Raw genomic sequence first — 22,270 nt, 5'->3', positions numbered from 1 at the left:
TCTTAGGTGTTGCCTAAATAATAGCACGATATGAAAAAACCCATTTGTACCCTGCTGACGGCCGTATGCCTGGCCGCTGTCAGCCATCTTGCCGCACAAACCAATGGCAACGGAGACCTTCAACATTTTCCCAAAGGCAGCACCCCGGAAGAAGTGGGGCTGCGTGTAGCCGAGCACTTCATCGTTACGCCGCATGGCAATGTAGGCCGCAAAACTTACAAAGTGATCATTTACCCGGAAACCTGCACCTGGTACGGCGCATTGACCTTTGCCCGGGAAACCGGCAACAAGACGCTGACCAGCAAACTGGCCCAACGCTTTACGCCACTGCTGGGAACAGACTCCGGCCTGGTGCCCCCGCCCGACCATGTGGATTTCTGCGTATTTGGCGCCGTACCGCTGGAGCTGTACATGCAAACAAAAGACCGGGAATACCTGCAGTTGGGAAAGTGGATCGCGGACAAACAGTGGGGACCGCCGGAAGGCAAACGCGCCACACCGGAGTCCGGAGTATGGCATGACAAAGGATATACCTGGCAAACCCGTTTATGGATAGACGATATGTACATGATCACCGCTGTGCAGGCGCAGGCCTACCGCGCTACCGGCGACCGCAAATACATAGATCGCGCAGCACGGGAAATGGTGATGTACCTGGACTCCCTGCAAAGGCCCAACGGCCTGTTCTACCATGCGCCGGACGTGCCCTTCTTCTGGGGACGCGGCAATGGCTGGATGGCGGCGGGCATGAGCGAGCTGCTCCGCTCCCTGCCTAAGGACAATCCCCACCGGGCCCGCATTATGCAGGGATACAAAACCATGATGGCATCGCTGCTGCAGTACCAGACCAAAGAAGGCATGTGGCGGCAACTGATAGACGACCCGGCATCCTGGCCGGAAACTTCCGGCACCGGCATGTTCACCTTCGCCATGATCACCGGTGTAAAGAACGGCTGGCTGGATGCCAAAACCTATGGTCCCGCCGCCCGCAAGGGATGGCTGGCGCTGGTGTCCTACCTGGATGATAACAACAACATCCGCGATGTATGCGAAGGCACTAATAAAAAGAACGACCGGCAGTATTACCTGGACCGTGCCCGCATTACCGGGGACCTGCACGGCCAGGCGCCGCTGCTGTGGTGCGCAACCGCGCTATTGCGCTAAAGAAAATTCCAAAATCCAAATCCCAAATTCCAAAATTGGCGGATATCCCCAGAACTATCAGCAAACTGCTATTGGGTAGGTACTTTTCCGCCAATTTTGGAATTTGGGATTTGGATTTTGGAATTTTATACTTCTACAACAAAGTTCCTTTCTCCCGGAACGCTTCCTTCATTTTCTGCAACTGCGGGATGATAAATTCTGCGGCGCGCTGGTAATCCATCTGCAGGTCGCCGGAAAGTTTGGAGGGCGGCAGTGACTGGTAGTACGCAATCTGCTGCTCGCAATCCCTGATGATCTTTTGCGAGATGTTTTCCGCTTTCTCCGGCTTGCCGGCCAGGTAATAGGCATATGCTACCTGCATGGCATTGATGTTATGGAAATTGCCGGGAGAGGTCATGGCATACGGGAGGTTGTCTTCCCGTATGTTGCGGTCCATGGTATCCAGCACGTGCAGCGCGCGGGTCTTGTCCCCTTTCGCAGCCAGGTCTATGGCCAGTTGGGTGTAGGTATTGCGCAGTTGCTGCAGCATGTTGCGGTTGGTCTCGTCAAAGTACATGCCCTTCACATCGGCGCTGCAGAAGGCAAATCTGTGCATTACGTTATCGTACATTTTGCCGGTGTTCACCGGTATGTCATTAGCCAGGGGGCCTGCATCGTTCCTTTCAGGGGCCAGGGGCATCAGGCGGTAGGTAAGTCCCTCGCGTACCAGGTAGTTATCCAGCCCTATTCCCCTGGGTATGCTGGGATTGGCAAAGTATACCGGGCGTTCCCAGTTGTTGGTGGCGATCATATCCAGCATTACCAGGTCGTTCTTGAACAGGGCGTTTTTGTCCAGCCGGAAGGTCATTTGCGGCAGCACCCGGGCGCTGTCCGAAGCGGGCACCGTGCCGTTGGCGATCACCTGTTTTTTATCCACCGGCAGGAATACCTGCTGCGCCGGCAGGAAATTAATGTACTCCCCGCTGGTGGTGAGCAGTTGTGCGCGCTGGTCGTCGCTGCCCATGAACTGCAGTACTTCTTTCAGGTTATAAAACTTGTCCTGCGGGAAAATGCCGGCGTCATGGAACATCACGTAATTGCGTTTATCGCCCCGGTACTGCTCCGGCGTCCAGCTCATGGGCACGGGCGCGCTCTTGTTAGCCCTTTGCCGCTGCTGGTCTATGTACCAGTCGCCGTTCAGCAGGCTTACATGCACCACGCGCACATCCGGGCGGATGCCTTCCACTTCCTGGGCGTACCACAAGGGATAGGTCTCATTATCGCCAATCGTGAAGAGGATGGCGTTGGGCGCGCAGGACTCCAGGTAATCGCGCGCCATGTCACGGGCCAGCACTTTCTGAGAGCGGTCATGGTCGTCCCATTCCTGGTAGCCCATCAGCACCGGCACTGCCAGCAGGCAGGCCAGGACGGCTACCGGGGCGCTAAAGGCCCAGCGGGTGCGTTTTTTCAGCCAGGTATGCACAGCCAGCACGCCCAGCCCTATCCATACGGCAAATGCGTAGAAAGAGCCTACGTAGGCATAATCGCGCTCCCTTGGCTGGGCGCCGGTCTGGTTCAGGTACAATACAATGGCCAGGCCGGTAAAGAAGAACAGCAGGCCCACCACCAGGCTGTCCTTACGCCGCTGCCGGTAATGGTACAACAATCCCATGATGCCCAGTACCAGCGGGAGGAAGAACAGGGTATTGTGCGCCTTGTTCTCTTTCAGGCTGTCCGGCAGCTTGCTTTGGTCGCCATACAGCAGGTTGTCCACCAGCGATATGCCGGACACCCAGTTACTGTCCCGCACATTGCCGAAGCCCTGTATATCATTCTGCCGGCCCACGAAATTCCACATGAAATAGCGCAGGTACATGAAGTTTACCTGGTAGCCCAGGAAGAATTTGATATTGTCGCGGTAGGTGGGCTGCTCACCCTGCGCCAGGCCCAGCCACTGCCGGTAGGCATCCGCATGGCCCAGCTCATTGCTGTTGTCCCATATGCGGGGAAACAGCATCATATCCTTACTGTCATAAACCGCCTCATAGCGTTTGCCGCTGATGTCATACTGCGTTTTTCCCTTGCTGTACATATTGCCGGCCGCTTTGTATTCCTGCGGTTTGGCGGTAAACACCTGGCCATACAGCAGCGGGAAATCCCCGTACTGCTCCCGGCCCAGGTAGCCCTGCAGGGCAACGGGATTGTCCACGTTGAACATATCGATACCCGGGTTGGCATTGGACCGGATCAGCGTCGTAATGTAAGTGGAGTAACCGATGAACAGGAAAGCGATGCACAGTAAAGCCAGCCGCGCATAGTACTGCCGCCTGCGGTAAGCCCGGTAAATGCCCCAGCTCAACAAGGCCACCACCAGCGCCATAAAAAACAGCGCACCGGAATTAAAGGGCAGGCCCAGGCTGTTCACAAACCAAACGTCCAGCATACCGGCGGCTTTAGCGGGGTATTGTATAAAGCCCACCTGTATGATACCGGTCAGCGCACAGCTCAGCAAAAAAGCCAGCAGCGTACCTTTTACGGTGGGTTTGTAACGCCGGAAGTAGTAGACCATTACGATGGCCGGTATGGTCAACAGGTTCAGCAGGTGTATGCCGATGGATAACCCAATGATATAAGCGATCAGGATCAGCCAGCGGTCTGCGTAAGGCTGGTCCGCTTCCTGCTCCCACTTCAGCACCGCCCAGAAGGCAATGGCGGTAAAGAGGGAAGACATGGCATATACTTCCCCTTCTACTGCAGAAAACCAGAAAGAATCGGAGAAGGTATAGGCCAGCGCGCCGGTTACGCCTGCGCCGATGATCAGCAGGCCCTGCTCGCGGGTCATAACCGCACCCGCCTTTACCAGCAGCTTGCGGGCAAAGTAAGTGATGGTCCAGAAAAGGAACAGGATGGTAAAACCGCTGGCCAGCGCGCTCATTACATTAACGCCCAGGGCGGCCTTGTCCGGCGGCAGCCACATGCTGAACAGGCGGCCCAGCAGTACAAAAAGCGGGGCGCCGGGAGGATGGGGCACCTGTAATCGGTAAGAGGCGGCTATAAATTCACCGCAATCCCATAAGCTGCCGGTGGCTTCCATGGTCAGGAGGTACACGCTACACGCAATCAAACACACGATCCAGCCGGTAATGTTGTTGATCTTGCTGAAGTTCATGTATAATGGTTTAATTTAAGCGGAATGGAGGGGCGGCTATTAAATTAAACCATCGTTTCTTAAGAGTATGTTAATTCTGGAACCGGTGCAGCAGCAGGCTTCGGCTGCCTGCGCAACACCCGGTCCCGCAGGCGCAGGAAAGGTTTTTCCACTACGTAGCGCAGTATTGCGCCGGCAAGCACTACGGTGCTGATGCAGACCAGGAACATCCACACTCCATTGGGGTCCAGCCCCGGCATCCAGCGGGCCAGTACCTCCTGGGTAAGGTTCGCCACCGCCTTATGACTTAAATAGATGGAGTAGGACAGCGCGGCCAGGGTAGCCGTCACCCGCGAGCGGAAGCGGTACAGTATACAGCGCGGGCTAAGCGCGCCAATGACCAGCAGCCCGAAGGCGACAGACAGCAGCGGGAAGCCCGCTATGGAATTATGCGCGGTGACCATGGGACTGCAAAAGAAATAAGCCCCCACGATCATGCCCAGCCCCAGCAGGAAAATACCGTTGCCATGCCGCAGCAGCCGCTCCTTTACCGCCGGGCGGAACCGGAAGATGCCGGCAATGCAGATACCCGTCAGCAGTCCGTCCAGCCGGCAATAGGTAGGGTAATAGATCCACTGGAACCAGGTGATGCCCATGTTGTCCTGCCCGTCCAGCGGCGCTACAAAATGGAACCAGCTCCAGGTCCGCACCGCCAGCCCGCCTATGAAAAGCGCCAGCAACAGGTAAAAGCCCGCTTTGGGAATATTGAGCCGGAGAAAACACAGGATCACCAGGGGCAGCAGCAGGTAGAACTGCTCCTCGATGCACAAGGACCAGGCATGGGTAAAGGCATGCGTCTCCCCCAGGTTCAGCCCGAAGTTCTGCGTGAAGGTGAGGTAACGCCAGAGGGCAGACAAACCCTCCCTTTCCTTAAAGGCGGGAATGGTAAAATACAGCACCAGCACAGCAAGGTATGCCGGCAGGATGCGGAAAAAACGTTTCAGGTAAAACTCTTTCAGGGAAATGGGCCGGCCCTTTTGTATGCTGCCAAACAACTGCCCGGCAATGAGGTACCCGCTCAGCACAAAGAATAGGTCCACGCCGGTCCAGCCAAAGCTGCCGATATCGTTGAGCCATGCCGGGTGCCCAAACATGCGGTAGTGACATATAAAAACAAGCGTAATGGCGAGCGCCCGCAGGTGATCGAGCCCGGCCAGTCTTTTATCAGCAGTTTCCGCCTGCATTCCCCAGGATAAACGCATACGTTGAACAGTGTAAACGGGTTAGCAAAAGCTTTAAAGATAATCATTATTTCCTGCGCCGGCCTTCCAATATCCGGTAAAAAGAACGGCTCCGGATCTCCTCCAGGGTAAGCCCGGTAGCCAGCGCCTCCTCCTCCGCTATGGCGCCGCAGTTCATGGCTTTCAGGAAAAAGTTGAGCAGCCCCTGCCCCGTAGCGGCATCGTCAAAAATATCTTTGGTAAGGGTGGAGATGGCGGCTCGCGCTACAAAAGTGCGCAGGCGCAGCACAGCGTCTTCGTAGCTGCTTAGAAAAAAATTGTAGGTAGCGGCATAGCGCATAGGCAGTTGTGCGGGGTTCAGGTCCCAGCCCTGGTAAAAACCGTTGATCAGCGAATGCATGGTATGACCAAAGCCGATGCGCCAGGCATTGTGCACCGCCTCCCGGTTTTCCAGTTGCTGCGCTATCGTAAGCTGCTCCCCGCGGTGCGGACCTACGGGCATTACATTGGTGGCGCCATCGGACAGGAAAATACCCGTACCTGCCAGCGCCACCTTGGTCATATGATGTGCAAAATCGCAAACCGGGTGCCCCATCGTCTGGTATTTAGCGGTGATACCACAGGAGGCAGTATAGTCATAGGTGCCGAAATGCGCGGCAATGCAGCGGCCCTCCCCGGCTTTGATGATGCGCATCAGCGGGTTGCGGCCTTCCTCGTCCATGACGATCTGCGTGGCTTCCACCATGGTTTCCATTTTAAGCGCACCGGCAGGCAGCCCGTGGGTTTGTTCCAGCAGCTCGAACAATCTTACCAGCGTGCTTACCTGCTCCGGGATGGTCACTTTGGGCAGCATCACTACAAAATTGGCCGGCAGCACGCCGCCGGTAGCGTCCAGCAAGGTGGTCAGGAATATATCCAGGGTACGTACGCCCCGGTGCTTCAGGTCTTCGGTGAATGGCTTGATGCGGATGCCGATAAAAGGGGACACGGTTCCTTCCTGCATGCCTTTGGCCAGCTCCTGCGCCGCGGTAACAGCGGTAGCGTCTTCCTCCTCATCCGGCCGGTTGCCGAAGCCATCCTCGAAATCAATACGGAAATCCTCCACCGGTTCGGTATGCAGCTTGCGCACGATCTTGTTGTACACCGTATAGGCCAGCCAGGCAGGCTCCTGCCGGCGCGCAGCTTCCGGCATCTTCTCTAGTTTGATCATGAGCGCCATGATATCCGCTTCCCGCTGCGGCAAATGTTCATGGCCGTCCAGTTGCAGCACCCTGGCCAGCACGGCAAAATTGGGGGCATAGGTTTGCAGGCTTTTCAGCGCGATCTCCCCCATCTTCACGCAGGTATCTGCCTTAAACAGGTTAGCGCCGCCGTATACGGTATGCACCGGCTGCCGGTCCGGGCGGTCGCCGGTATAGGTTTGCTGGAACTTGCGGTTGGCCGCTCCCAGGGTATCAAGCAGCCGGGCCTGGTCGTTCCCGGGAATGGATAGCTTCATCTGGCAGTAATTTTAAGGGGCTATAACTTCAGGAGCCCCGGTAAGTGGAATAACCAAAAGGGCTTAATAATAGCGGCACGTGATAGTGCCCGCCTTTTTCCAGGTAAAACACCACTTCCACATAAGGGTAAAAAGTATCAATGCCCAGGCTTTCGTAATACTCTTCCGTGGCAAATTTCAGCTTATAGATGCCGGGCTGCATCTTTACATCCTCGCCCACCATATCCGGCAGGCGGCCGTCCTTATCGGTAGCGCCGCCGCCAATGGCTTCCCATTCGCTGTTCTGCTGCTGGTAATATAAAAAGACGGTCATGTCCGCAGCCGGTTTCCCCTGGCTGACATCCAAAATATGGGTACTTATCTTACTCATGGTGTCAATAGTTTTTCAAGTCTTAGTTTGGTGATCTTCTCCTGCTCCTGCATCGCGATCCGGATCTCCTGCTGCGGGGTATGCGGCAGCCTTTCCTGTAGCTGCTGCAGCATGTCAGCGGCCGGTTTCCCGGTAGCGCACACAATAAAGATGTAGCCGAATTTTTCCAGGTACTGCCGGTTGCCGGCCGCCAGCGCCTGCAGGGTTGCCTCATCAGCCTGCTGTACGGCGGATTGTTCCCCGGCGGCCCATTGGGCTGTAGCCGCAAACTTTTCTCTCAATGCCGACAGGTCCCCTATCTGCGGGTGATGTGCAAAGGCTTCTTTCCAGTCCGCCTCCGTACAGTTACGCCAGATGGCACTTGCTGCGCTGAACAGCGTTTCCGCATCCTTTACCGGGAAGCGCGCACACATGCCTGCTACCCAGGCAGTAGCGCCACAACAGCGGCGGAGCGCTTCCTGCAACTCCTGTAGCGGCAGGCTATTTAAGGCGGCTACTGTCATTACACGGTAGTGGGAAAACGGTTCACGTTCTTGTAATAGATATATACCGCCGGCTCCTTGCCCATAGCGGTAAACCACTGCCGGCAGTAGGGCGCCATCCAGATGGCGTCTCCCTTTTTTACAGGATACCAGTCATGGTCCAGCATATAGATGCCCTGTCCCTGCAGGTACAGCAGCCCGTGCTCCATGACATGCGTTTCCACGAAAGGCAGGTGCCCGCCGCTGTCATAGGTAAAAATATTTACAGCCATATCAAAGGACAGGTCCTCCGGCAGCAGCACCTGCAGGCGCAATGCCGGGTCATCCAGGTAGGCAGGGCCTTCCACCTGTGCCGCATCGCCAAAGATCACCGGCGGCACATCATAACCTTCCAGCGGCTCATACACTTTATGAAAAGTAAGCATCCGGGTGCCCGCAGTGGCATACCCGAACTGGTAAGACCTGCCAACAGGCACATATACGAAATGCCCGGCGCCCAGTTCCCGCTCCTCTCCTTCCACCGTGGCCCTGCAGCCACCGGATATTACATAGCAGAACAATTGCGAAGCCACGGTGCGGCCCGTTAGCCGCCCGCCCTCCCGGAAGGTCACCAGGGTCTGGCAAAGCTGCGCGCCCATCTGTTCGTTGATGATCACATTGACAGTACAATTCGTCCAGCCGGGAACATTACTGTTCACATATCCGTCGGGGCTGATCACGGCATGGCTGCTTTTTACGACCGACCTGGTCAATGCTGATATTTCCATACGAAGGCTGATTAATGTTTACGCTGCATCGCATATGGGCAATACATGCTACATTAAAACGAATTTCAGGAATTTTTGCAGCATTAACAAAGCAGTGCATGATTATGCGCCAACTATGCCGGGGAGTGGGCGGAAATAAAGCGTTGTACAAAATTATCGGCCACCTGCAGGGCCGCTGTCAGATCTTTCAGTTCCACGTTTTCCTTTGGATGGTGGCTGATGCCCTCAAAACATCTTACAAACAGCATACATACAGGCGCCACCGCTGCGATGGCCACGGCATCATGGCCGGCCCCGCTGGTAAGCGACAGCACGGGGTAGCCGGTATCTTCAATAGACTGTGACAGCAGCGCATTCATGCTTTCATCGCACCATACGGGACTGGTAACCTGTACGTCTTCCCATTCAAAAGTAACGCCACGCCCGGCCGCTATCTTTGCGCCGGTTTCCTGCATGCTGTTGCTGACCTGCAGCAACATTTTTTCATCGGTGCTGCGCAGGTCCAGGGTACAGGTAACGGCGCCGGGTATAACGTTGCTGGCGGCATTGGCTACCTGCAATTGTCCTACAGTAGCCACCACTTTGTCCTTATGTTGCCGGGCGGTATTTTCTACCGCCAGTATGAACTCGGCGGCACAGCACAGGGCATCGCAGCGCATATCCATCGGCACGGTGCCGGCATGCCCGCCGGTACCGGTGAATGTGAGCGCCACTCTTTTTTGCCCGGTAATGGCTTTTACAAGGGCCACGGGCACCTGTTTTTCATACAGTACCGGGCCCTGCTCAATATGTATTTCAAAATATCCCAGCCACTGCTGCCGGGGCAGGGCGTCTGCAGGCAGTTGAGACTCATGGCCGCCGTTAGCGTGGATCACCTGCCTTAGCGTATGTCCGCCGGCATCTTTGCTATCCAGCAGCGTGTACTTAAAAGTGCCGGCCACTACCTGGCTGCCCAGGAAGGTGGTATGAAAGCGGCAGCCTTCCTCATCGCTGAAAGCGATCAGCTCTATATCAAAAGGCAACGGTGTATGCGCAAGCGCCAGTTGTTCCACTACATCCAGTCCCATGACCACACCCAGCAGGCCGTCAAATTTACCGGCATCCGGCACGGTGTCCGTATGCGAGGCGATGACCCAGGTCTTTGCCGCCGGCTGTGCAGCGGCCAGGCGGCCTCTTACATTGCCGATGTTGTCTATCCAGGCATGCAGCCCGGCTTCCTGCATCCAGCCCTGTATGGTAAGTGCGGCTTCGCGCCAGGCGGGAGAGCCGAAGGTGCGGGTAATGCCCTGATCCGTTTCGCTGATGGCAGCCAGTTCCTGTATGCGCTGCATGATCCTTTCCGTTCTTCTTGCATAATCGTTCATCGTGCTATCGTTTAATGATTTGCCCGGTATGGGATAAAGGGAAAGCGCCATTATTATAAACCAGTTGCCCGGCCAGCCAGGTTTGCTTCACCACGCCATACAGCGTTTCGTGCAGGTAAGGCGTGATCTTGTGCTTGTGGTGCAGGCTTTCAGGTGTGACGGTAAAGGCAGCCTCCGGGTCCCAGGCCACCAGGTCCGCATCATAGCCGGGGGCGATCTTCCCTTTGCGCTGTTGCAGCCCCGGCAGGCGGGGCGGCGCTTCGCACAGCCACCTGGCCATAGCTGTTAAGGGTATATCCCGCTTGCGGGCTGCCGTCCACAGCGCCGGCAGGGCCAACTGCAGGGAGGCAATGCCGCCCCATGCCCGGAGGAAATCGCCGCTGTCCATTTCTTTTAATGCCGGCGTGGCGGGAGAATGATCGGTCGCCACAAAATCGATGACGCCTTCCTGCAGGGCGGCCCATAATTGTTCGTTGTTGGCTTTTTCCCGGATGGGTGGAGCGCATTTGAGCAGCGTTTGCCCATCGGCGATATCTTCCGCGTTGAAGTACAGGTAATGCTGCGCCGTTTCTGCAGTAACAGGCAGCCCCCGCTTCTTCGCATCCCGTATCTGCGCCACCGATGCGGCGGAGGACAGGTGCACAATATGCACGGGGCTGCGGTATTGTTCGCAGAGCTGTATCACCAGCGCTATGGCCTCATCTTCCCACTGGTGCGGGCGGGAAGCCAGGTAGTGCGCATAGGAACGGCTGTAGCCATTCAACAGCGGGGCCCGCCGGGTGCTTAGCTCGCAATGCACCAGCAGGGGCAGTTGGTGCATGGCCAGCAGGGGCATCACCTTATCCAGGTCTGCCGACGTAACGTTGGGAAATTCATTGATCCCCGAATGGGTGAGGAATGCCTTAAAGCCCAGCACGCCGGCAGCTATGAGGCCGGGCACTTCATTTTCGTTGCCCGGCACCACACCGCCCCAGAAGCCGCAATGCGCATGCAACTGGCGCTCCGCTACCCGCAGCTTTTCCTCAAAGGCCGCCACGGTAGTAGTAACGGGCGAGGCATTCAGCGGCATATCCACCAGCGTGGTAACACCGCCGGCAATGGCCGCACGGGTGGCTGTTTCAAAACCCTCCCATTCCGTCCGGCCCGGCTCATTGATATGCACATGCGGGTCCGTAATACCGGGCATCAATACCAGGTCCTGTATATCTATGATCCTGGCTACGGCAGCCGCCGGCAAGGCAGGCGCTACATCCGTAATGCGGCCGTCCCTAATCAGCACCGCCGCTTTCCCCATTCCATCGGGCGTTATAATATTATTGCCGGTGATAGCCAGGTCAAACATTTAATTGCTTAAATTAGGTTACATTAAAGTTAAGCAATACAAGCGCTATGCAAATCAAACTGAGCGAGAACCGGTATGGTAAAAATGCGGTGCAGTTGTCCAGGATCATCCGGCATGCGGATCACCATGAATTCCGGCAACTGACCGTGAATACCGCGCTGGAGGGAGATTTTGAAACGGCCTATACCCGGGGAGACAATACGAAGATACTGCCTACCGACACGCAGAAAAACACGATATATGCCCTGGCAAAAGCCCACCTGGCCGGCGCTATGGAAGATTTCGGGCTGGCGCTGGCGCAGCATTTTACCAGCAACAACCCGCAGGTGCAGCGGGCGGAGGTTACGCTCAGCGAACATGCCTGGACCCACATGGTCTTTGACGGGCAGCCCCACCCGCATGCCTATATCAGCAACGGTACAGAAAAACATACTGCTACCATCGTGCAGCAAGGGGAGGCCATCACCGTTAGCTCCGGTATCAAAGACCTGCTGATCCTGAAAACCACCGACTCCAGCTTTGAGCACTATATCAAAGACCCCTTCACCACCTTGCGGGAAACCAGCGACCGCATACTGGCTACGCAATGCGAGGCCACCTGGATATATAGCACTCCCCAACAGGACTTTGACACCCTTTTCCAACGGATACGCCATACCCTGCTGCGCACCTTCGCTTATCACAAAAGCCTGTCCGTACAACAAACCCTGTTTGACATGGGCAAGGCTGTGCTGGAAGAAAACCCCACGGTACAGGAGATCAGCCTGGTGATGCCTAATAAACATCATATTCCCTTTAACCTGGAACAGTTCGGGATAGAGAATAAGAACGAAGTGTTTGTGGCCACGGATGAACCCTACGGGTTTATAACGGGGAGGGTGGTGAGGGAGTGAGGGGAAGGGATGCTTATGCAACGGGGGGAGGAAAATAAGTAGATGAATAACAGTAATTTTAAAAGAAAAATGCAGATCGGTTTTATTGGTGTTGGCAAGATCACCCATGCTATCGTTGAAGGGCTGTGCACTTCATCCATTGAAAATGTGCAGATCTATCTTTCTCCGCGTAATGAAGCCAACGCACGGCACCTGGCAGGGAAATACACGCAGGTGCAGCGGATGGAAAGCAACCAGCAGGTAATCGATCAATCGGATATTGTTTTTATTGCGCTAAGGCCCGCTGTTGCAACAGAAGTGCTACACGCCCTGAGGTTCCGGGAAGAACAAATGGTGGTATCGCTCATCCCCCTGCTAAAAGAAACTGAACTGCTGCATGCAGTAGCACCTGCTACCCGGATAACCCGCGCCGTACCCACACCCACCGTTATGCAGCATAGCGGCCCTATCCTCCTCTTTCACTCCAATGATACGATAACACAACTATTCCACCACCTGGGCCAGCCGGTAGAGGTAAGCGATGAACACCAACTGCATGTGTTGTGGACGCTCACGGGGCTTATTACGCCCTTTTACGACCTGCTGCACGAGCTACATAGCTGGTCTGTTACCAATGGTGTAGATACCAATACCGCCCAACCATACATTGCGGGACTATTCCAGGGCCTCTGTCTTGCAGCACAGCAAGACCGTTCCATCAATTTTAAAGCACTGGCGCAACATGCAGAAACGCCCAATGGTATGAATGAACAGGCCGGCAGGGAAATCAGGGAGAAAGGAGCGCACCAGGCCTACAGGGTGGCAGCGGATCATTTGTTGAAGCGGTTTGAATAGAAAGGGTATGGTTTATTGAGTTGTCCAGCCATTACCCAGGAACTTGGCCATCTTTTCAGCCAGCAAATAAACTTTAGTTGTTCTGATTTCAGGGTAGTAATGTTCCGGATGCTGATCATCTCGCCGGCTTCTCTCAATTGCGTCGTTAATTTTTGAAGCAAAACGGTGCACGGCATAGCCTTCATGATTGTTAAAACGGCTGATGGCGTGTTTAAATTCTTTACAAGTTAACATTGCATCGCTGGTAATGGCTGCCATATGATTATGCAGCCATATCTCAAAGCAGGGATTACTGATAGCTATGCTCCACTTATTTTCATTATTGCAATGATGCTGAATTTCATCTATTTGCGCACGTTGCCACATATCTACATCCAGTACAAACCATAAATAATCGTACGTCTCAGGCGCCTTTTCTTCCCCCTTACTTTCCAATACGGTATCAAATTCCTTTGCCAGGTAGTTGGTTACTCTTCTTAAAAAATCATTTGGTGAAGAACGCCCTTTTTCCCTGGGCACAATATGTATTTTCAGCCGTCTGCTGATCTTTGAAAAATACCTGAAATACTCGTCTTCCCGCTGGCCTTCCGCTACTATTATGAACAATCTGGCATCCCTGTGTGGTTCCCCTCTTTTGTATCGCCTATTCTGTGTGCTGCCCATAGTTGTGCCAGTTTAGCTGTTTGAGGTCGTTTAAAAATGGAATGGCGCCAAAACGTCCATTTAAATAGCCTTTCCGCCAGTCCAGATCTGCCCGTACATCAAAATCACTTAGCGAGAATAAGGTGGTAGCACCGGTTTTATCCTTTTCAGCAAACCATATCTCATCCTGCCGGAATATCTCAAAATCCAGCAGGTTGGATTCATGGGTGGTAAATATTAATTGTCCTTTAAATTGGCCATCTTCTGTCAGTAATTTGGTTAGTACCTGTTTTAACAGGGCGGGGTGAATGCTTCGATCAATTTCATCGATAATGTAGGTAATATCGTGATTGAGGACATTATAAAAGGCGGGCATAAATTCAAGGAGCCGCTTTGTGCCGTCGGATTCTTCATCCAGCTCGTAGGCAGCAGTTTCATGAAAGGTAACTATTTTTTTGACAACATATTTGTCATCTATCTTTTCAATAGCAACATAGTCACCGGCACTTTCTACAACTACCATAGGCTCTCCTTTATCTAACCTTCTTTTAATACTTTCAACTTTATCAGTTTCATTTGAGCCAAAAAAATACTCTATATCTACGCTTTCCAGTCCAAGGCTTGTAATTCCTGTTTCAAAAGATGCCATCAAATTATTGGCAAATTCAAAAAGCTGGGAATCAGCTAAAAAACCACCAATCATATCCAATGGCTGAGAGTCAGGGAAAATCACCTTCAATCTATCTGTGATATATTGAAATGCGATGTTAGCTTCTTTTATAATATTCTCCTTATTCTTTATCAGGAGGTATAAAAGCGGCACATTAATTTCCAGTAACTCATTTTGATATAAGTCCTTCCTAAGCCAGTCCCTTTCACTCTGTAAATACCTGTTTGTAATAGTAATACTGGTATATCCTTCTTCGGCTACTTCTCTTTTAAAAATTACTTCTTCCTTCTTTGAATCTATATCACTTTTAATAAGCCATTCATTAAAAATAACTTCATCGTATATCTCTACTCCGTATAACAAAAGATTGGATTCATACAAGAACTCTATTTCCAAATGAAAAGGGCCTCTTTGAATTCCAGAAGTATTCTTAAATGCGATTTCCCTTTCAGGGCGCCAAATACCGCTGCTAACTATTTTTTGAAGCATTGCGATAGCCCTCACCAAATTACTTTTCCCTGCCCCATTGGCCCCATAAATAGCTGCAGATTTCAGCAAGGAGAAATCCTTATTGCATTCCAATACATGATGTTTGTGTCTTTTATAAGCGCCAGGCAACATATTGAACTCTGTGCGTTCATTAAATGAAAGAAAGTTGCCAACAATAAAACGTACTAGCATAGCAGGGCTAATTTAGGAGATTTTTTCTCTCAATAGACTCTAAAAACGAATTAAAAGTAGCCTTTTTAGCTCAAAAAAGTAAAATTTGGGAGAAAAACACGTTTTGTAAAGACCTGACAGGTTTTAAAAACCTCTCAGGTCTGGCGATAATCCACTAGCTGGATATTCCTATTTAATACCAGGTAAGCAGCATCTATCAGCACTAGCAGTCTTTCATACAGGAATAGCAGTTCCCAGCGGTTATCTTCATTATTAAAAGAAGCACTTTTTGCACTGAGTGCTACTGATAGCCAATTCCACATTTGCCGGCGCACGTCTTCCAGTTCATCTTCAACAGCAAAATGCAGAATAGCGGATACGGGGTCTTTTATTTGCTCGTCATTTAAATGGGTGTAGTAAAAAAAGGCTTCTTTGGGTTGAACGGCGGTTTTCATGACAATCTGTTTTTAAAGGTGATGGATTATTACAATTGTTTACGGGCTAATTATTATTACGGGCATCCATAATTTTTGTGCAATTGGCTTGCAGATTATTTATGCACTGTAAGGCTACCGGTGCTATCTTTTTCTAGAACAAACGAGCAAGCCTCTCCGCTTAGCTTGCCATAACAAATATAGGGATTTTTTCCAAAAAAGTTCAAATAACACCTAAAAAATTTACTATTTATTCTAAATAGGTACAATAAACTCCTTTTAAAAGGAGTTTTCGATACGCTATTGGTACTTTTATTTTTCAAAACAGAAAAATGACAAGCGATAGACGATATAGGGCCGTAAAAGCGCTGCTGGAAAGTGGCAACATTAAAGGATTTAATGATATCCTGGATATCATACCAGTGACTGTTATCCGTAGAGACATGGGCCTGAACCATAAAAGTATACTAACCAGATTAGCCAATAGTGAAGCTTTTACGATGAAAGATTTACTAAAACTCGCAGAGCTGATTGAATGCGATCCCCACTTAATTATTGAATTAACCCTAGCGGAGATTGAAAAGCAGCGTAAAGGTAAAAAGGCCAAAAATTAGCCGTTAAAGGTACTTTCACCTCTATCAGCCAAAATTATTCCTCTATCATTTTGCCATTCCAATTCTTTCCGCTACTTTCACTTCTACACCCGGTAACCCCGGTTTGTTAGCACCTACTCCAGCCTTTAGCAGTACCATATCATTTATTCATTAACATCAAAAACAATCTACAGAATGAGTTCTAACATTCCACTGAACAGGGTATCCGCCACCATTACTGCAGAGGACCTGCAGGCAGTTCGCCAGTCCATTACCGCCATTACAGAAAAACTACCTTTTCTTACCGGCCTTACGGACGATGAGAAAAAACGCCTGCCTAAAATAGATGGCAGCAACAAAACCTTTGTGGAGGATGCACTACAAGCTATCAAGACCAACTCGACGCTGGTCCCTTCATTTGTCAATCCGGAAGAAATGAGTAAAGATCTCGCCCTGTTTATGCAACTGGATGAAATACATCTATTGCTGCAGGAGCTTACGGAAAAAGTGCGCAGCACGCAAACCGTGGCAGGCTCAGAGGCCTATTCTTCCGCGTTAATGTCTTACCGGTTATTCCAGGCTGCGGCGCAGGCCGGCGTACCTGGCGCAGCCAGCATATTCAACCATCTGCGCCAGCGCTTTTCCGGCCAGGGCAGAAGCCAAACCGCCCCGGAGTCAACCCCATCCGAATAGGGTAAATAACAAACTTGCAGGGTTACCAGCATAACCGGCCAGGCTATTACCTGAGCCGGTTTATGTTTTTTATGAACCAGGGGGGTGAAAACACAAACGGGTTTGGGTAAAAATAAAACCAGTTTGGGTTGAACCCGAACTGGTTTATATTGGAAGCCCCTGGTTTACCTTTTACCCAAACCGGGTTAGGTTCATACCCCCTCAGTTTATATCCGGGGTAAACTGGTTGGGGTTACCAACCGGGTGGGTTTGGGTTGGAAGCCCCCCGGTTTATCTTTTACCCAAACCGGTTTGGGTCTGTAACCGGGTCTATTTGGGTTCTAACCCCCTACTCCCCCCCTTCCAGCAACCCCTTCAACGTATGCAGGTCCTTTTGCACGGCATCCGTATCCCTCTTAAACTCATCATCCGTCATGCCCGGCAGGCGGAACACGGTCAACATCACTTCGCTGCCCTGGTTGTTCGCCAATACGCGCAAGGGCACGTACACTTCAACACCTGTGGACAGGCTTACATAGTGGTCCACTACGCCAAACTGGTTTTTCTCCACAAAACGCACCTTCGCCAACCCCTCCGGGGTGGTCACCTGCCAGGTATTTTTTTCTGCCGTTGGTTGAAGTGAAGCGCCCAGGCCTGCCGCCCATTGCGAAAAATGCTCGGGGTTTGAAACAAATGCATAGGTTGCTTCGGCGCTGCGGTTAATGGAGGTACTGAGTGTTTTTGCTTCGGCTGTCATGGTATGCGCTTTTTTTGAATGACCAATATTACGGCTAACCTGCGACATGCCCGTTTCTCACCCCTATCATTTCCGCTGCAATACTTACCGCTATTTCTTCCGGTGTATGACTATTGATCGCCAGGCCTACGGGTGCATGTACCCGGCTCAAAAAAGATGCCGGTATACCTTCATCCATATACCCCTCAAACATCCGGGCAATTTTGCTTTTGCTGCCCAGCACGCCCAAATACCGGAACCTTTTATCCAGCAGCGCCCGGATGGCTACATCATCCGTGCGGTAGCCAAAGGTCATGATCACCACGTAATGCCGGCTGCCGGAAGGGATAAGAGCGGCCAGTTCGCGGTAGTCACTAACAACATGTTTTTCATGCGCATAATCATTTTGCAGCAGGGTATGCAGCTCAGGACGGTCGTCATACACATGTACATAAAAATCCAGCCGCTGCATCAGTTCCGAAAGGGCCAGGGCGCAATGCCCGCCACCGATGATAAAGAGATGATCCCGGTAGCCGATGCGCCCCCGGTACCGCCAGTCCGTTGCAGATAGTTGCGTAAAATAATAATCTTCGCCGGCCAGGTCCGTTGCTTCAAACTGCAAGCCCTGCGGGGATAGCTGCAGTACGCCGTGCCGGTGGTTTTGCAGGCAGGCAATAATTTCCTGTACGGCAGCGGCGTCTGCTGCCTTTACCGGGTACAGCAATATGGTCTGATCGCCGGAGCAGATCATGCCGCTCTGGTCTTTGGCCGCCTGTTTATCATGCACCTGTTGGCGGATGGTGATGTTGGTGGTGCTTTGCTGTAGTTGCTCCCTTGCCATGGCGGTGAACTTATGCTCCATAATGCCGCCACCGATGGAGCCTTCCATAGCGCCGGCGGCATTCACCGCCATTACAAAGCCGGCGCGGCCCGGGCTGCTGCCGTTACTTTGCAGCACATACAGCAGCATCACGGGTACATGTTGCTGCAAGCTGTCATTTATCAACTGCCAGGTGATCAACTGTTTTTGCATGTGGTGCGGGCGTTCCGTTCTTCGAATATAAGGCCATCAATACCTTTTCCGGCGTCATGGGCGCTGAAAAGGGAATGTCTGCCGCCGGGTGAAAGGCCAGTATGGCATCGCGCAGGGCAAACCATGCGCCGATACCGTACATCAGGGGCGGCTCTCCTACCGCCTTGGAGCGGAAAATGGCCAGGTTATCCTGCCGGGTATCCAGCGCCTGCAACTGTATGGTTTTGGGCACGGCGTATATATCCGGCACCTTGTAGGTGGACAGCGCATTGGAGCGCAGCCGGCCTTCCGCGTCATAGATCACTTCTTCCATGGTCATCCAGCCGATGCCCTGCACAATGCCGCCCTCCATTTGCCCCTGGTCAATGGCGGGATTCATGCTGGCGCCATAGTCATGCACCACCTTTACGGCATCTATGGTATAAGTACCGCGCAGGCAATCCACCGTTACTTCCACGATGGCGGCGCCATATACATGATACGCAAAGGGATGGCCCTTTTCCCGGCTGGTGTCAAAGTGGATACCGGGCGTGGCGTAATGGGCGTGCTCGGATAAATTCACCCGCTTTACATAGGCGGCCATCAATAATTTTTTCCAGTCCCAGCCACTGGCTTTGCCATGCACAAATACCTGTTCATCCTGCAGGGTAATGGCAGCGGTATCCGTTTGCAGCGCTTCCGCCGCTACCTGTTTCAGCCGCTCCATAATGGCCTGGCAGGCCATCCAGGTAGCTTTGCCATTCAGGTCGGCAGTGGCGCTGGCGGCGGAGGGCGATGTATTCGCAATGCGGAACGTGCTGGTGGGTTGTATCCTGATCCTCTCCGGGGGAATGGAGAAGGCGCGGGCCGCTACCTGCAGTATTTTGGTATTCACCCCCTGCCCCATTTCCACCGCGCCGGTGCTGATGCTTACGCTGCCATCCGTATATACATGCACCAGTGCACGGGCCTGGTTCATGAGTGTTTTGGTAAAAGAAATGCCAAAGCACACGGGCATAAAGGCCATGCCTTTTTTATACAGGGTATTGGCAACATTGAAATCATGGATGGATTGCCGTATGGCGGCTGCGTCATACAGCTCCTCCGCCTTTTGCCAACAGGCCGGCGCTTCGCTCTGCGCCAACTGGCCGTAAGGAAATGTATCGCCGGTATGGTGCAGGTTTTGCTGCTGGATCGCAGATGCCGGTACGCCCAGCGCCGTAGCAGCTTTGGCGATGGCGGCCTCTATTACGAACATACCCTGCGGGCCGCCAAATCCCCGGAAAGCCGTGTTAGGCGGCAGGTGGGTACGGCAACTGTAAGCCGTGGCGGTTACATGCGGGATAAAATAGCTGTTGGTGCAGTGGAACAGTGTGCGCTCCAGCACCGCCGGCGAAAGATCGGCCGCTGCGCCGGCATTCTGGTAAAAGGTCACTTCATAGGCAATGATCTTCAGGTCCGCATCCAGCCCTATTTTAAAATCAGAGGAATAGGGATGGCGCTTGCCTGTCATGGCTATGTCTTCCATCCGGTGCAGGGCGTACTTCACCGGTTTCTTCAAGTGGTGCGCCGCCAGCGCACAAAGCGCGGCCCAGGTATTGGCCTGGTCTTCCTTTCCGCCAAAGCCGCCGCCCAGGCGGGTCACTTCCACATCCAACTGGTGCATGGGCAGGCCCAGCGCTTTGGATACGGCCCGCTGCACTGCCGTAGGCCCCTGGGTGGAGGAATAAATTCTGATCACCTCGTTTTCCTGCGGCACGGCGTAAGCGCCCTGTGTTTCTATATACAAATGCTCCTGCCCGTTGGTATCGGCCCGGCCTTCAAAAATATGCGCGCACTGCTGCCAGGCGTTGGCGGTATCGCCCAGGCGGAAGGTGCGGGGCGGGATGATCAGCTCCCCTTTGGCCTGCGCTTCCCGCGGATCGGTGATCACCGGCAAAGGCGTAATGTCTGCCTGTATTTTCTTTACTGCCGCCCTGGCGGCATCCACGCTGGTGGCCACTACAAAGGCCAGTGGCATGCCGCAGAAATGCGTTTCCTGTTCGGCAAAGAGCGGTTCATCGGGGATAATGCCGCCTATCTGGTTCTCGCCGGTAATATCCTTATAAGTGAATACCCGCACCACACCCGGCATCTGTGCAGCGGCTGCCACATCCAGGCTGTTCACCCGGCCATGCGCCACCGGCGATCCGAAGGCCGCGCCAAACAGCGTCCCGTTGATCAGCGGGATATCGTCCAGGTACACGGACGCGCCTCTTACATGTGTGCGGGCATCAATATTGTTCATGGTTTAACATAGCTGCTGCCTGCAACTGCGGGCAAAGGGTGATAAAATGCGCTTTGATCAGTTGTCCTAACAATAACCGCTTGTATTCCGCCGTGCCCCGCGCATCGCTGATAGGGGCTATTTCCGTTTGCGCGATGGCAATGGCTGCCTGTACCAGCGTTTCCCGCAAAGGCTGCCCCTGCAGGAAAGCGGCCGTCTTTTCCAGCAGCATGGGCACCGGCCCCACCCCGCCGGCGGAAATGCGTACCTCCTTTATCGCATCACCATCCAGGGTAAGACTGATGGCGGAATTGACGCTGGCAATATCCAGGTGGGTACGCTTGCTTACCTTTTCAAAATGGAACTGCTGCCCGGCGCCCGGCAGGGTAAACCACACCTGCGCTATGTATTCTTCCGGAGCTTTATCCAGTGTTTTATAGCCTTTATACAATGTACGCAACGGCAGCTCCCGGCTGCTGCGGCCATTGCTTAATACCAGCATGGCGTCCAGCGCCAGGAAGAAAATAGTGAAATCGCCAATGGGCGATGCGTTGATGAAATTACCCCCAATGGTAGCCATATTGCGGATAGGTGTGGAGGATACCAGCCTGGCATAAGCAGGAAAGCGGGGAAAATATTGCTGAATAAGGGGCGATTCCAGCAGGTCCGTAACCGTAACGGCCGGTCCCAGCACACAGCGGTCGCCTTCACGGGCAATGCCGTTCAGCGGCGGCTGGTCAAACAGGAAGCGGATGGCTTGCAGTTTCATCTCCTCCGGCTTTTGCACATATACATCCGTACCGCCGCCTACATAATGCGCCTGTACATCGTCCGCCGGCTCAAACTCCCCGTTCGCCGATAGCTGCAATGCGCGCAGCCGCTCCCGGATGCCGGCAAACCAGGCAGGCACCAGGTGCTGCTCCACCGCAAAATCCACCGCGGCGGCGTCCCCGCGCTGCGCCAGCAACTGCGCCACTTTGGCGGCGGCCCTTTCTATGGATTTATAACCGGTGCAGCGGCAGATGTTGCCATCCACGGCTGCAATGGCCTGCTCCGCGGTAGCAGGCCGGTGGCCCAGGCAAAAGCCTGCCAGCGACATCACAAACCCCGGGGTACAAAAGCCGCATTGCGTGGCGGATTCCGCGTACATGGCCTGCTGTATGGGGTTCAGTCCCTCTTCCGGGTTGATCCCTTCTATGGTCACCACGTGCCTGCCATGCACATTGCCCAGCGGGGTAAGGCAGGAGGTAAAAGAGCGGTATTGCAATGCGTTATTATTTAATGTACCCATCAGCACGGTACAGGCCCCGCAGTCGCCTTCATTGCAGCCTGTTTTGGTACCGGTAAGATGCTGGTGATAACGGATAAAATCCAGCAGCAACATGCCGGGCGGCATATCGGTATGGATGGTGTTGCTATTGAGGATAAACGTGATCAAAGGCTGCGAATACTGGTCTATCTAAATTTACTACAATTCCAAAGAATTCGGGAATGGTGGTGGAT

The 22,270-nt window shown here is 53.2% G+C and carries 20 protein-coding genes; 5 read left to right on the top strand and 15 right to left on the bottom strand.

Annotation, left to right across the window (positions count from 1 at the left end):
• Positions 1-30 precede the first annotated feature (30 nt).
• Positions 31-1,164 (top strand): glycoside hydrolase family 88/105 protein, encoded by a 1,134-nt coding sequence (locus LX66_RS09885; protein WP_145712531.1) that lies wholly within the window; start codon positions 31-33, stop codon positions 1,162-1,164.
• A 133-nt stretch (positions 1,165-1,297) separates the two neighbouring features.
• Here LX66_RS09885 and LX66_RS09880 read toward each other — a convergent pair whose 3' ends face one another.
• The 8 genes from LX66_RS09880 to allB all read right to left on the bottom strand — a co-directional run bounded on the left by LX66_RS09880 (position 1,298) and on the right by allB (position 11,355).
• On the bottom strand, positions 1,298-4,312 hold the full coding sequence (locus LX66_RS09880) for a glycosyltransferase family 117 protein (protein ID WP_145712528.1): 3,015 nt from the start codon (positions 4,310-4,312) through the stop codon (positions 1,298-1,300).
• A 59-nt stretch (positions 4,313-4,371) separates the two neighbouring features.
• Positions 4,372-5,553: an acyltransferase family protein gene (locus LX66_RS09875; RefSeq protein WP_145712525.1), complete on the bottom strand. Its 1,182-nt coding sequence runs from the start codon at positions 5,551-5,553 to the stop codon at positions 4,372-4,374.
• A gap of 46 nt (positions 5,554-5,599) precedes the next feature.
• A complete protein-coding gene (locus LX66_RS09870; protein ID WP_145712522.1) occupies positions 5,600-7,030 on the bottom strand; it encodes a DUF6986 family protein in 1,431 nt (476 codons plus the stop codon).
• A 28-nt stretch (positions 7,031-7,058) separates the two neighbouring features.
• On the bottom strand, positions 7,059-7,400 hold the full coding sequence (uraH, locus tag LX66_RS09865; protein WP_145712519.1) for a hydroxyisourate hydrolase: 342 nt from the start codon (positions 7,398-7,400) through the stop codon (positions 7,059-7,061).
• On the bottom strand, positions 7,397-7,903 hold the full coding sequence (gene uraD, locus LX66_RS09860) for a 2-oxo-4-hydroxy-4-carboxy-5-ureidoimidazoline decarboxylase (protein WP_145712516.1): 507 nt from the start codon (positions 7,901-7,903) through the stop codon (positions 7,397-7,399). Before uraD ends, uraH begins: the two co-directional genes overlap by 4 nt.
• The gene (allE, locus tag LX66_RS09855; RefSeq protein ID WP_145712514.1) at positions 7,903-8,649 is read right to left on the bottom strand and encodes a (S)-ureidoglycine aminohydrolase; all 747 of its coding nucleotides are present in this window, start codon (positions 8,647-8,649) and stop codon (positions 7,903-7,905) included. The genes uraD and allE overlap by 1 nt, the downstream gene beginning before the upstream one ends.
• A 113-nt stretch (positions 8,650-8,762) precedes the next feature.
• Positions 8,763-10,013, bottom strand: coding sequence for an allantoate amidohydrolase (locus LX66_RS09850; RefSeq protein WP_145712511.1), 1,251 nt, complete (start codon positions 10,011-10,013; stop codon positions 8,763-8,765).
• A gap of 4 nt (positions 10,014-10,017) precedes the next feature.
• Positions 10,018-11,355 carry an allantoinase AllB gene (gene allB, locus LX66_RS09845; RefSeq protein WP_145712508.1) on the bottom strand — a complete coding sequence of 446 codons (1,338 nt, stop codon included), beginning with the start codon at positions 11,353-11,355 and terminating at the stop codon, positions 10,018-10,020.
• A gap of 47 nt (positions 11,356-11,402) precedes the next feature.
• Between allB and pucL the strand changes: the two genes are divergently transcribed.
• Both pucL and LX66_RS09835 read left to right on the top strand, forming a co-directional pair.
• The gene (gene pucL / locus LX66_RS09840) at positions 11,403-12,248 is read left to right on the top strand and encodes a factor-independent urate hydroxylase (RefSeq protein ID WP_145712505.1); all 846 of its coding nucleotides are present in this window, start codon (positions 11,403-11,405) and stop codon (positions 12,246-12,248) included.
• A gap of 69 nt (positions 12,249-12,317) precedes the next feature.
• On the top strand, positions 12,318-13,082 hold the full coding sequence (locus LX66_RS09835) for an NAD(P)-binding domain-containing protein (RefSeq protein WP_158642592.1): 765 nt from the start codon (positions 12,318-12,320) through the stop codon (positions 13,080-13,082).
• Between the two features lie 12 nt (positions 13,083-13,094).
• Here LX66_RS09835 and LX66_RS09830 read toward each other — a convergent pair whose 3' ends face one another.
• The 3 genes from LX66_RS09830 to LX66_RS09820 all read right to left on the bottom strand — a co-directional run bounded on the left by LX66_RS09830 (position 13,095) and on the right by LX66_RS09820 (position 15,509).
• Positions 13,095-13,745, bottom strand: coding sequence for an RloB family protein (locus LX66_RS09830; protein WP_145712499.1), 651 nt, complete (start codon positions 13,743-13,745; stop codon positions 13,095-13,097).
• Positions 13,726-15,075: an AAA family ATPase gene (locus tag LX66_RS09825; protein WP_145712496.1), complete on the bottom strand. Its 1,350-nt coding sequence runs from the start codon at positions 15,073-15,075 to the stop codon at positions 13,726-13,728. The genes LX66_RS09830 and LX66_RS09825 overlap by 20 nt, the downstream gene beginning before the upstream one ends.
• Positions 15,076-15,209: 134 nt before the next feature.
• A complete protein-coding gene (locus LX66_RS09820) occupies positions 15,210-15,509 on the bottom strand; it encodes a hypothetical protein (protein WP_145712493.1) in 300 nt (99 codons plus the stop codon).
• A 311-nt stretch (positions 15,510-15,820) separates the two neighbouring features.
• Between LX66_RS09820 and LX66_RS09815 the strand changes: the two genes are divergently transcribed.
• On the top strand, positions 15,821-16,102 hold the full coding sequence (locus tag LX66_RS09815; RefSeq protein WP_145712490.1) for a hypothetical protein: 282 nt from the start codon (positions 15,821-15,823) through the stop codon (positions 16,100-16,102).
• A 174-nt stretch (positions 16,103-16,276) separates the two neighbouring features.
• On the top strand, positions 16,277-16,774 hold the full coding sequence (locus LX66_RS09810; RefSeq protein ID WP_145712488.1) for a hypothetical protein: 498 nt from the start codon (positions 16,277-16,279) through the stop codon (positions 16,772-16,774).
• Positions 16,775-17,102: 328 nt separating this feature from the next.
• On the opposite strand, the gene LX66_RS09805 is transcribed toward LX66_RS09810, so the two are convergent.
• The 4 genes from LX66_RS09805 to LX66_RS09790 are packed head-to-tail and all read right to left on the bottom strand — an operon-like array spanning position 17,103 to position 22,205.
• Positions 17,103-17,510, bottom strand: a complete 408-nt coding sequence (locus LX66_RS09805) for an SRPBCC family protein (protein WP_145712485.1) — start codon at positions 17,508-17,510, stop codon at positions 17,103-17,105.
• A gap of 34 nt (positions 17,511-17,544) precedes the next feature.
• Complete coding sequence (locus LX66_RS09800) at positions 17,545-18,522, bottom strand: XdhC family protein (protein WP_145712482.1); 978 nt, start codon at positions 18,520-18,522, stop codon at positions 17,545-17,547.
• Entirely contained in the window at positions 18,485-20,788 is a 2,304-nt protein-coding gene (locus LX66_RS09795; protein WP_145712479.1) for a xanthine dehydrogenase molybdopterin binding subunit, read from the bottom strand. The genes LX66_RS09800 and LX66_RS09795 overlap by 38 nt, the downstream gene beginning before the upstream one ends.
• Positions 20,775-22,205 carry an FAD binding domain-containing protein gene (locus LX66_RS09790; protein ID WP_145712477.1) on the bottom strand — a complete coding sequence of 477 codons (1,431 nt, stop codon included), beginning with the start codon at positions 22,203-22,205 and terminating at the stop codon, positions 20,775-20,777. Before LX66_RS09790 ends, LX66_RS09795 begins: the two co-directional genes overlap by 14 nt.
• Positions 22,206-22,270 lie beyond the last annotated feature (65 nt).

It is taken from the genome of Chitinophaga japonensis (assembly GCF_007830125.1).
Classification (GTDB): domain Bacteria; phylum Bacteroidota; class Bacteroidia; order Chitinophagales; family Chitinophagaceae; genus Chitinophaga; species Chitinophaga japonensis.
This window is presented reverse-complemented; position numbering and strand designations above follow the sequence as displayed.

Coding starts and splice junctions, on each gene's coding strand:
- LX66_RS09885 (WP_145712531.1), top strand. CDS start 31: ATGAAAAAACCCATTTGTACCCTGCTGACGGCCGTATGCCTGGCCGCT.
- LX66_RS09880 (WP_145712528.1), bottom strand. CDS start 4,312: ATGAACTTCAGCAAGATCAACAACATTACCGGCTGGATCGTGTGTTTG.
- LX66_RS09875 (WP_145712525.1), bottom strand. CDS start 5,553: ATGCGTTTATCCTGGGGAATGCAGGCGGAAACTGCTGATAAAAGACTG.
- LX66_RS09870 (WP_145712522.1), bottom strand. CDS start 7,030: ATGAAGCTATCCATTCCCGGGAACGACCAGGCCCGGCTGCTTGATACC.
- uraH (WP_145712519.1), bottom strand. CDS start 7,400: ATGAGTAAGATAAGTACCCATATTTTGGATGTCAGCCAGGGGAAACCG.
- uraD (WP_145712516.1), bottom strand. CDS start 7,903: ATGACAGTAGCCGCCTTAAATAGCCTGCCGCTACAGGAGTTGCAGGAA.
- allE (WP_145712514.1), bottom strand. CDS start 8,649: ATGGAAATATCAGCATTGACCAGGTCGGTCGTAAAAAGCAGCCATGCC.
- LX66_RS09850 (WP_145712511.1), bottom strand. CDS start 10,013: ATGAACGATTATGCAAGAAGAACGGAAAGGATCATGCAGCGCATACAG.
- allB (WP_145712508.1), bottom strand. CDS start 11,355: ATGTTTGACCTGGCTATCACCGGCAATAATATTATAACGCCCGATGGA.
- pucL (WP_145712505.1), top strand. CDS start 11,403: ATGCAAATCAAACTGAGCGAGAACCGGTATGGTAAAAATGCGGTGCAG.
- LX66_RS09835 (WP_158642592.1), top strand. CDS start 12,318: ATGCAGATCGGTTTTATTGGTGTTGGCAAGATCACCCATGCTATCGTT.
- LX66_RS09830 (WP_145712499.1), bottom strand. CDS start 13,745: ATGGGCAGCACACAGAATAGGCGATACAAAAGAGGGGAACCACACAGG.
- LX66_RS09825 (WP_145712496.1), bottom strand. CDS start 15,075: ATGCTAGTACGTTTTATTGTTGGCAACTTTCTTTCATTTAATGAACGC.
- LX66_RS09820 (WP_145712493.1), bottom strand. CDS start 15,509: ATGAAAACCGCCGTTCAACCCAAAGAAGCCTTTTTTTACTACACCCAT.
- LX66_RS09815 (WP_145712490.1), top strand. CDS start 15,821: ATGACAAGCGATAGACGATATAGGGCCGTAAAAGCGCTGCTGGAAAGT.
- LX66_RS09810 (WP_145712488.1), top strand. CDS start 16,277: ATGAGTTCTAACATTCCACTGAACAGGGTATCCGCCACCATTACTGCA.
- LX66_RS09805 (WP_145712485.1), bottom strand. CDS start 17,510: ATGACAGCCGAAGCAAAAACACTCAGTACCTCCATTAACCGCAGCGCC.
- LX66_RS09800 (WP_145712482.1), bottom strand. CDS start 18,522: ATGCAAAAACAGTTGATCACCTGGCAGTTGATAAATGACAGCTTGCAG.
- LX66_RS09795 (WP_145712479.1), bottom strand. CDS start 20,788: ATGAACAATATTGATGCCCGCACACATGTAAGAGGCGCGTCCGTGTAC.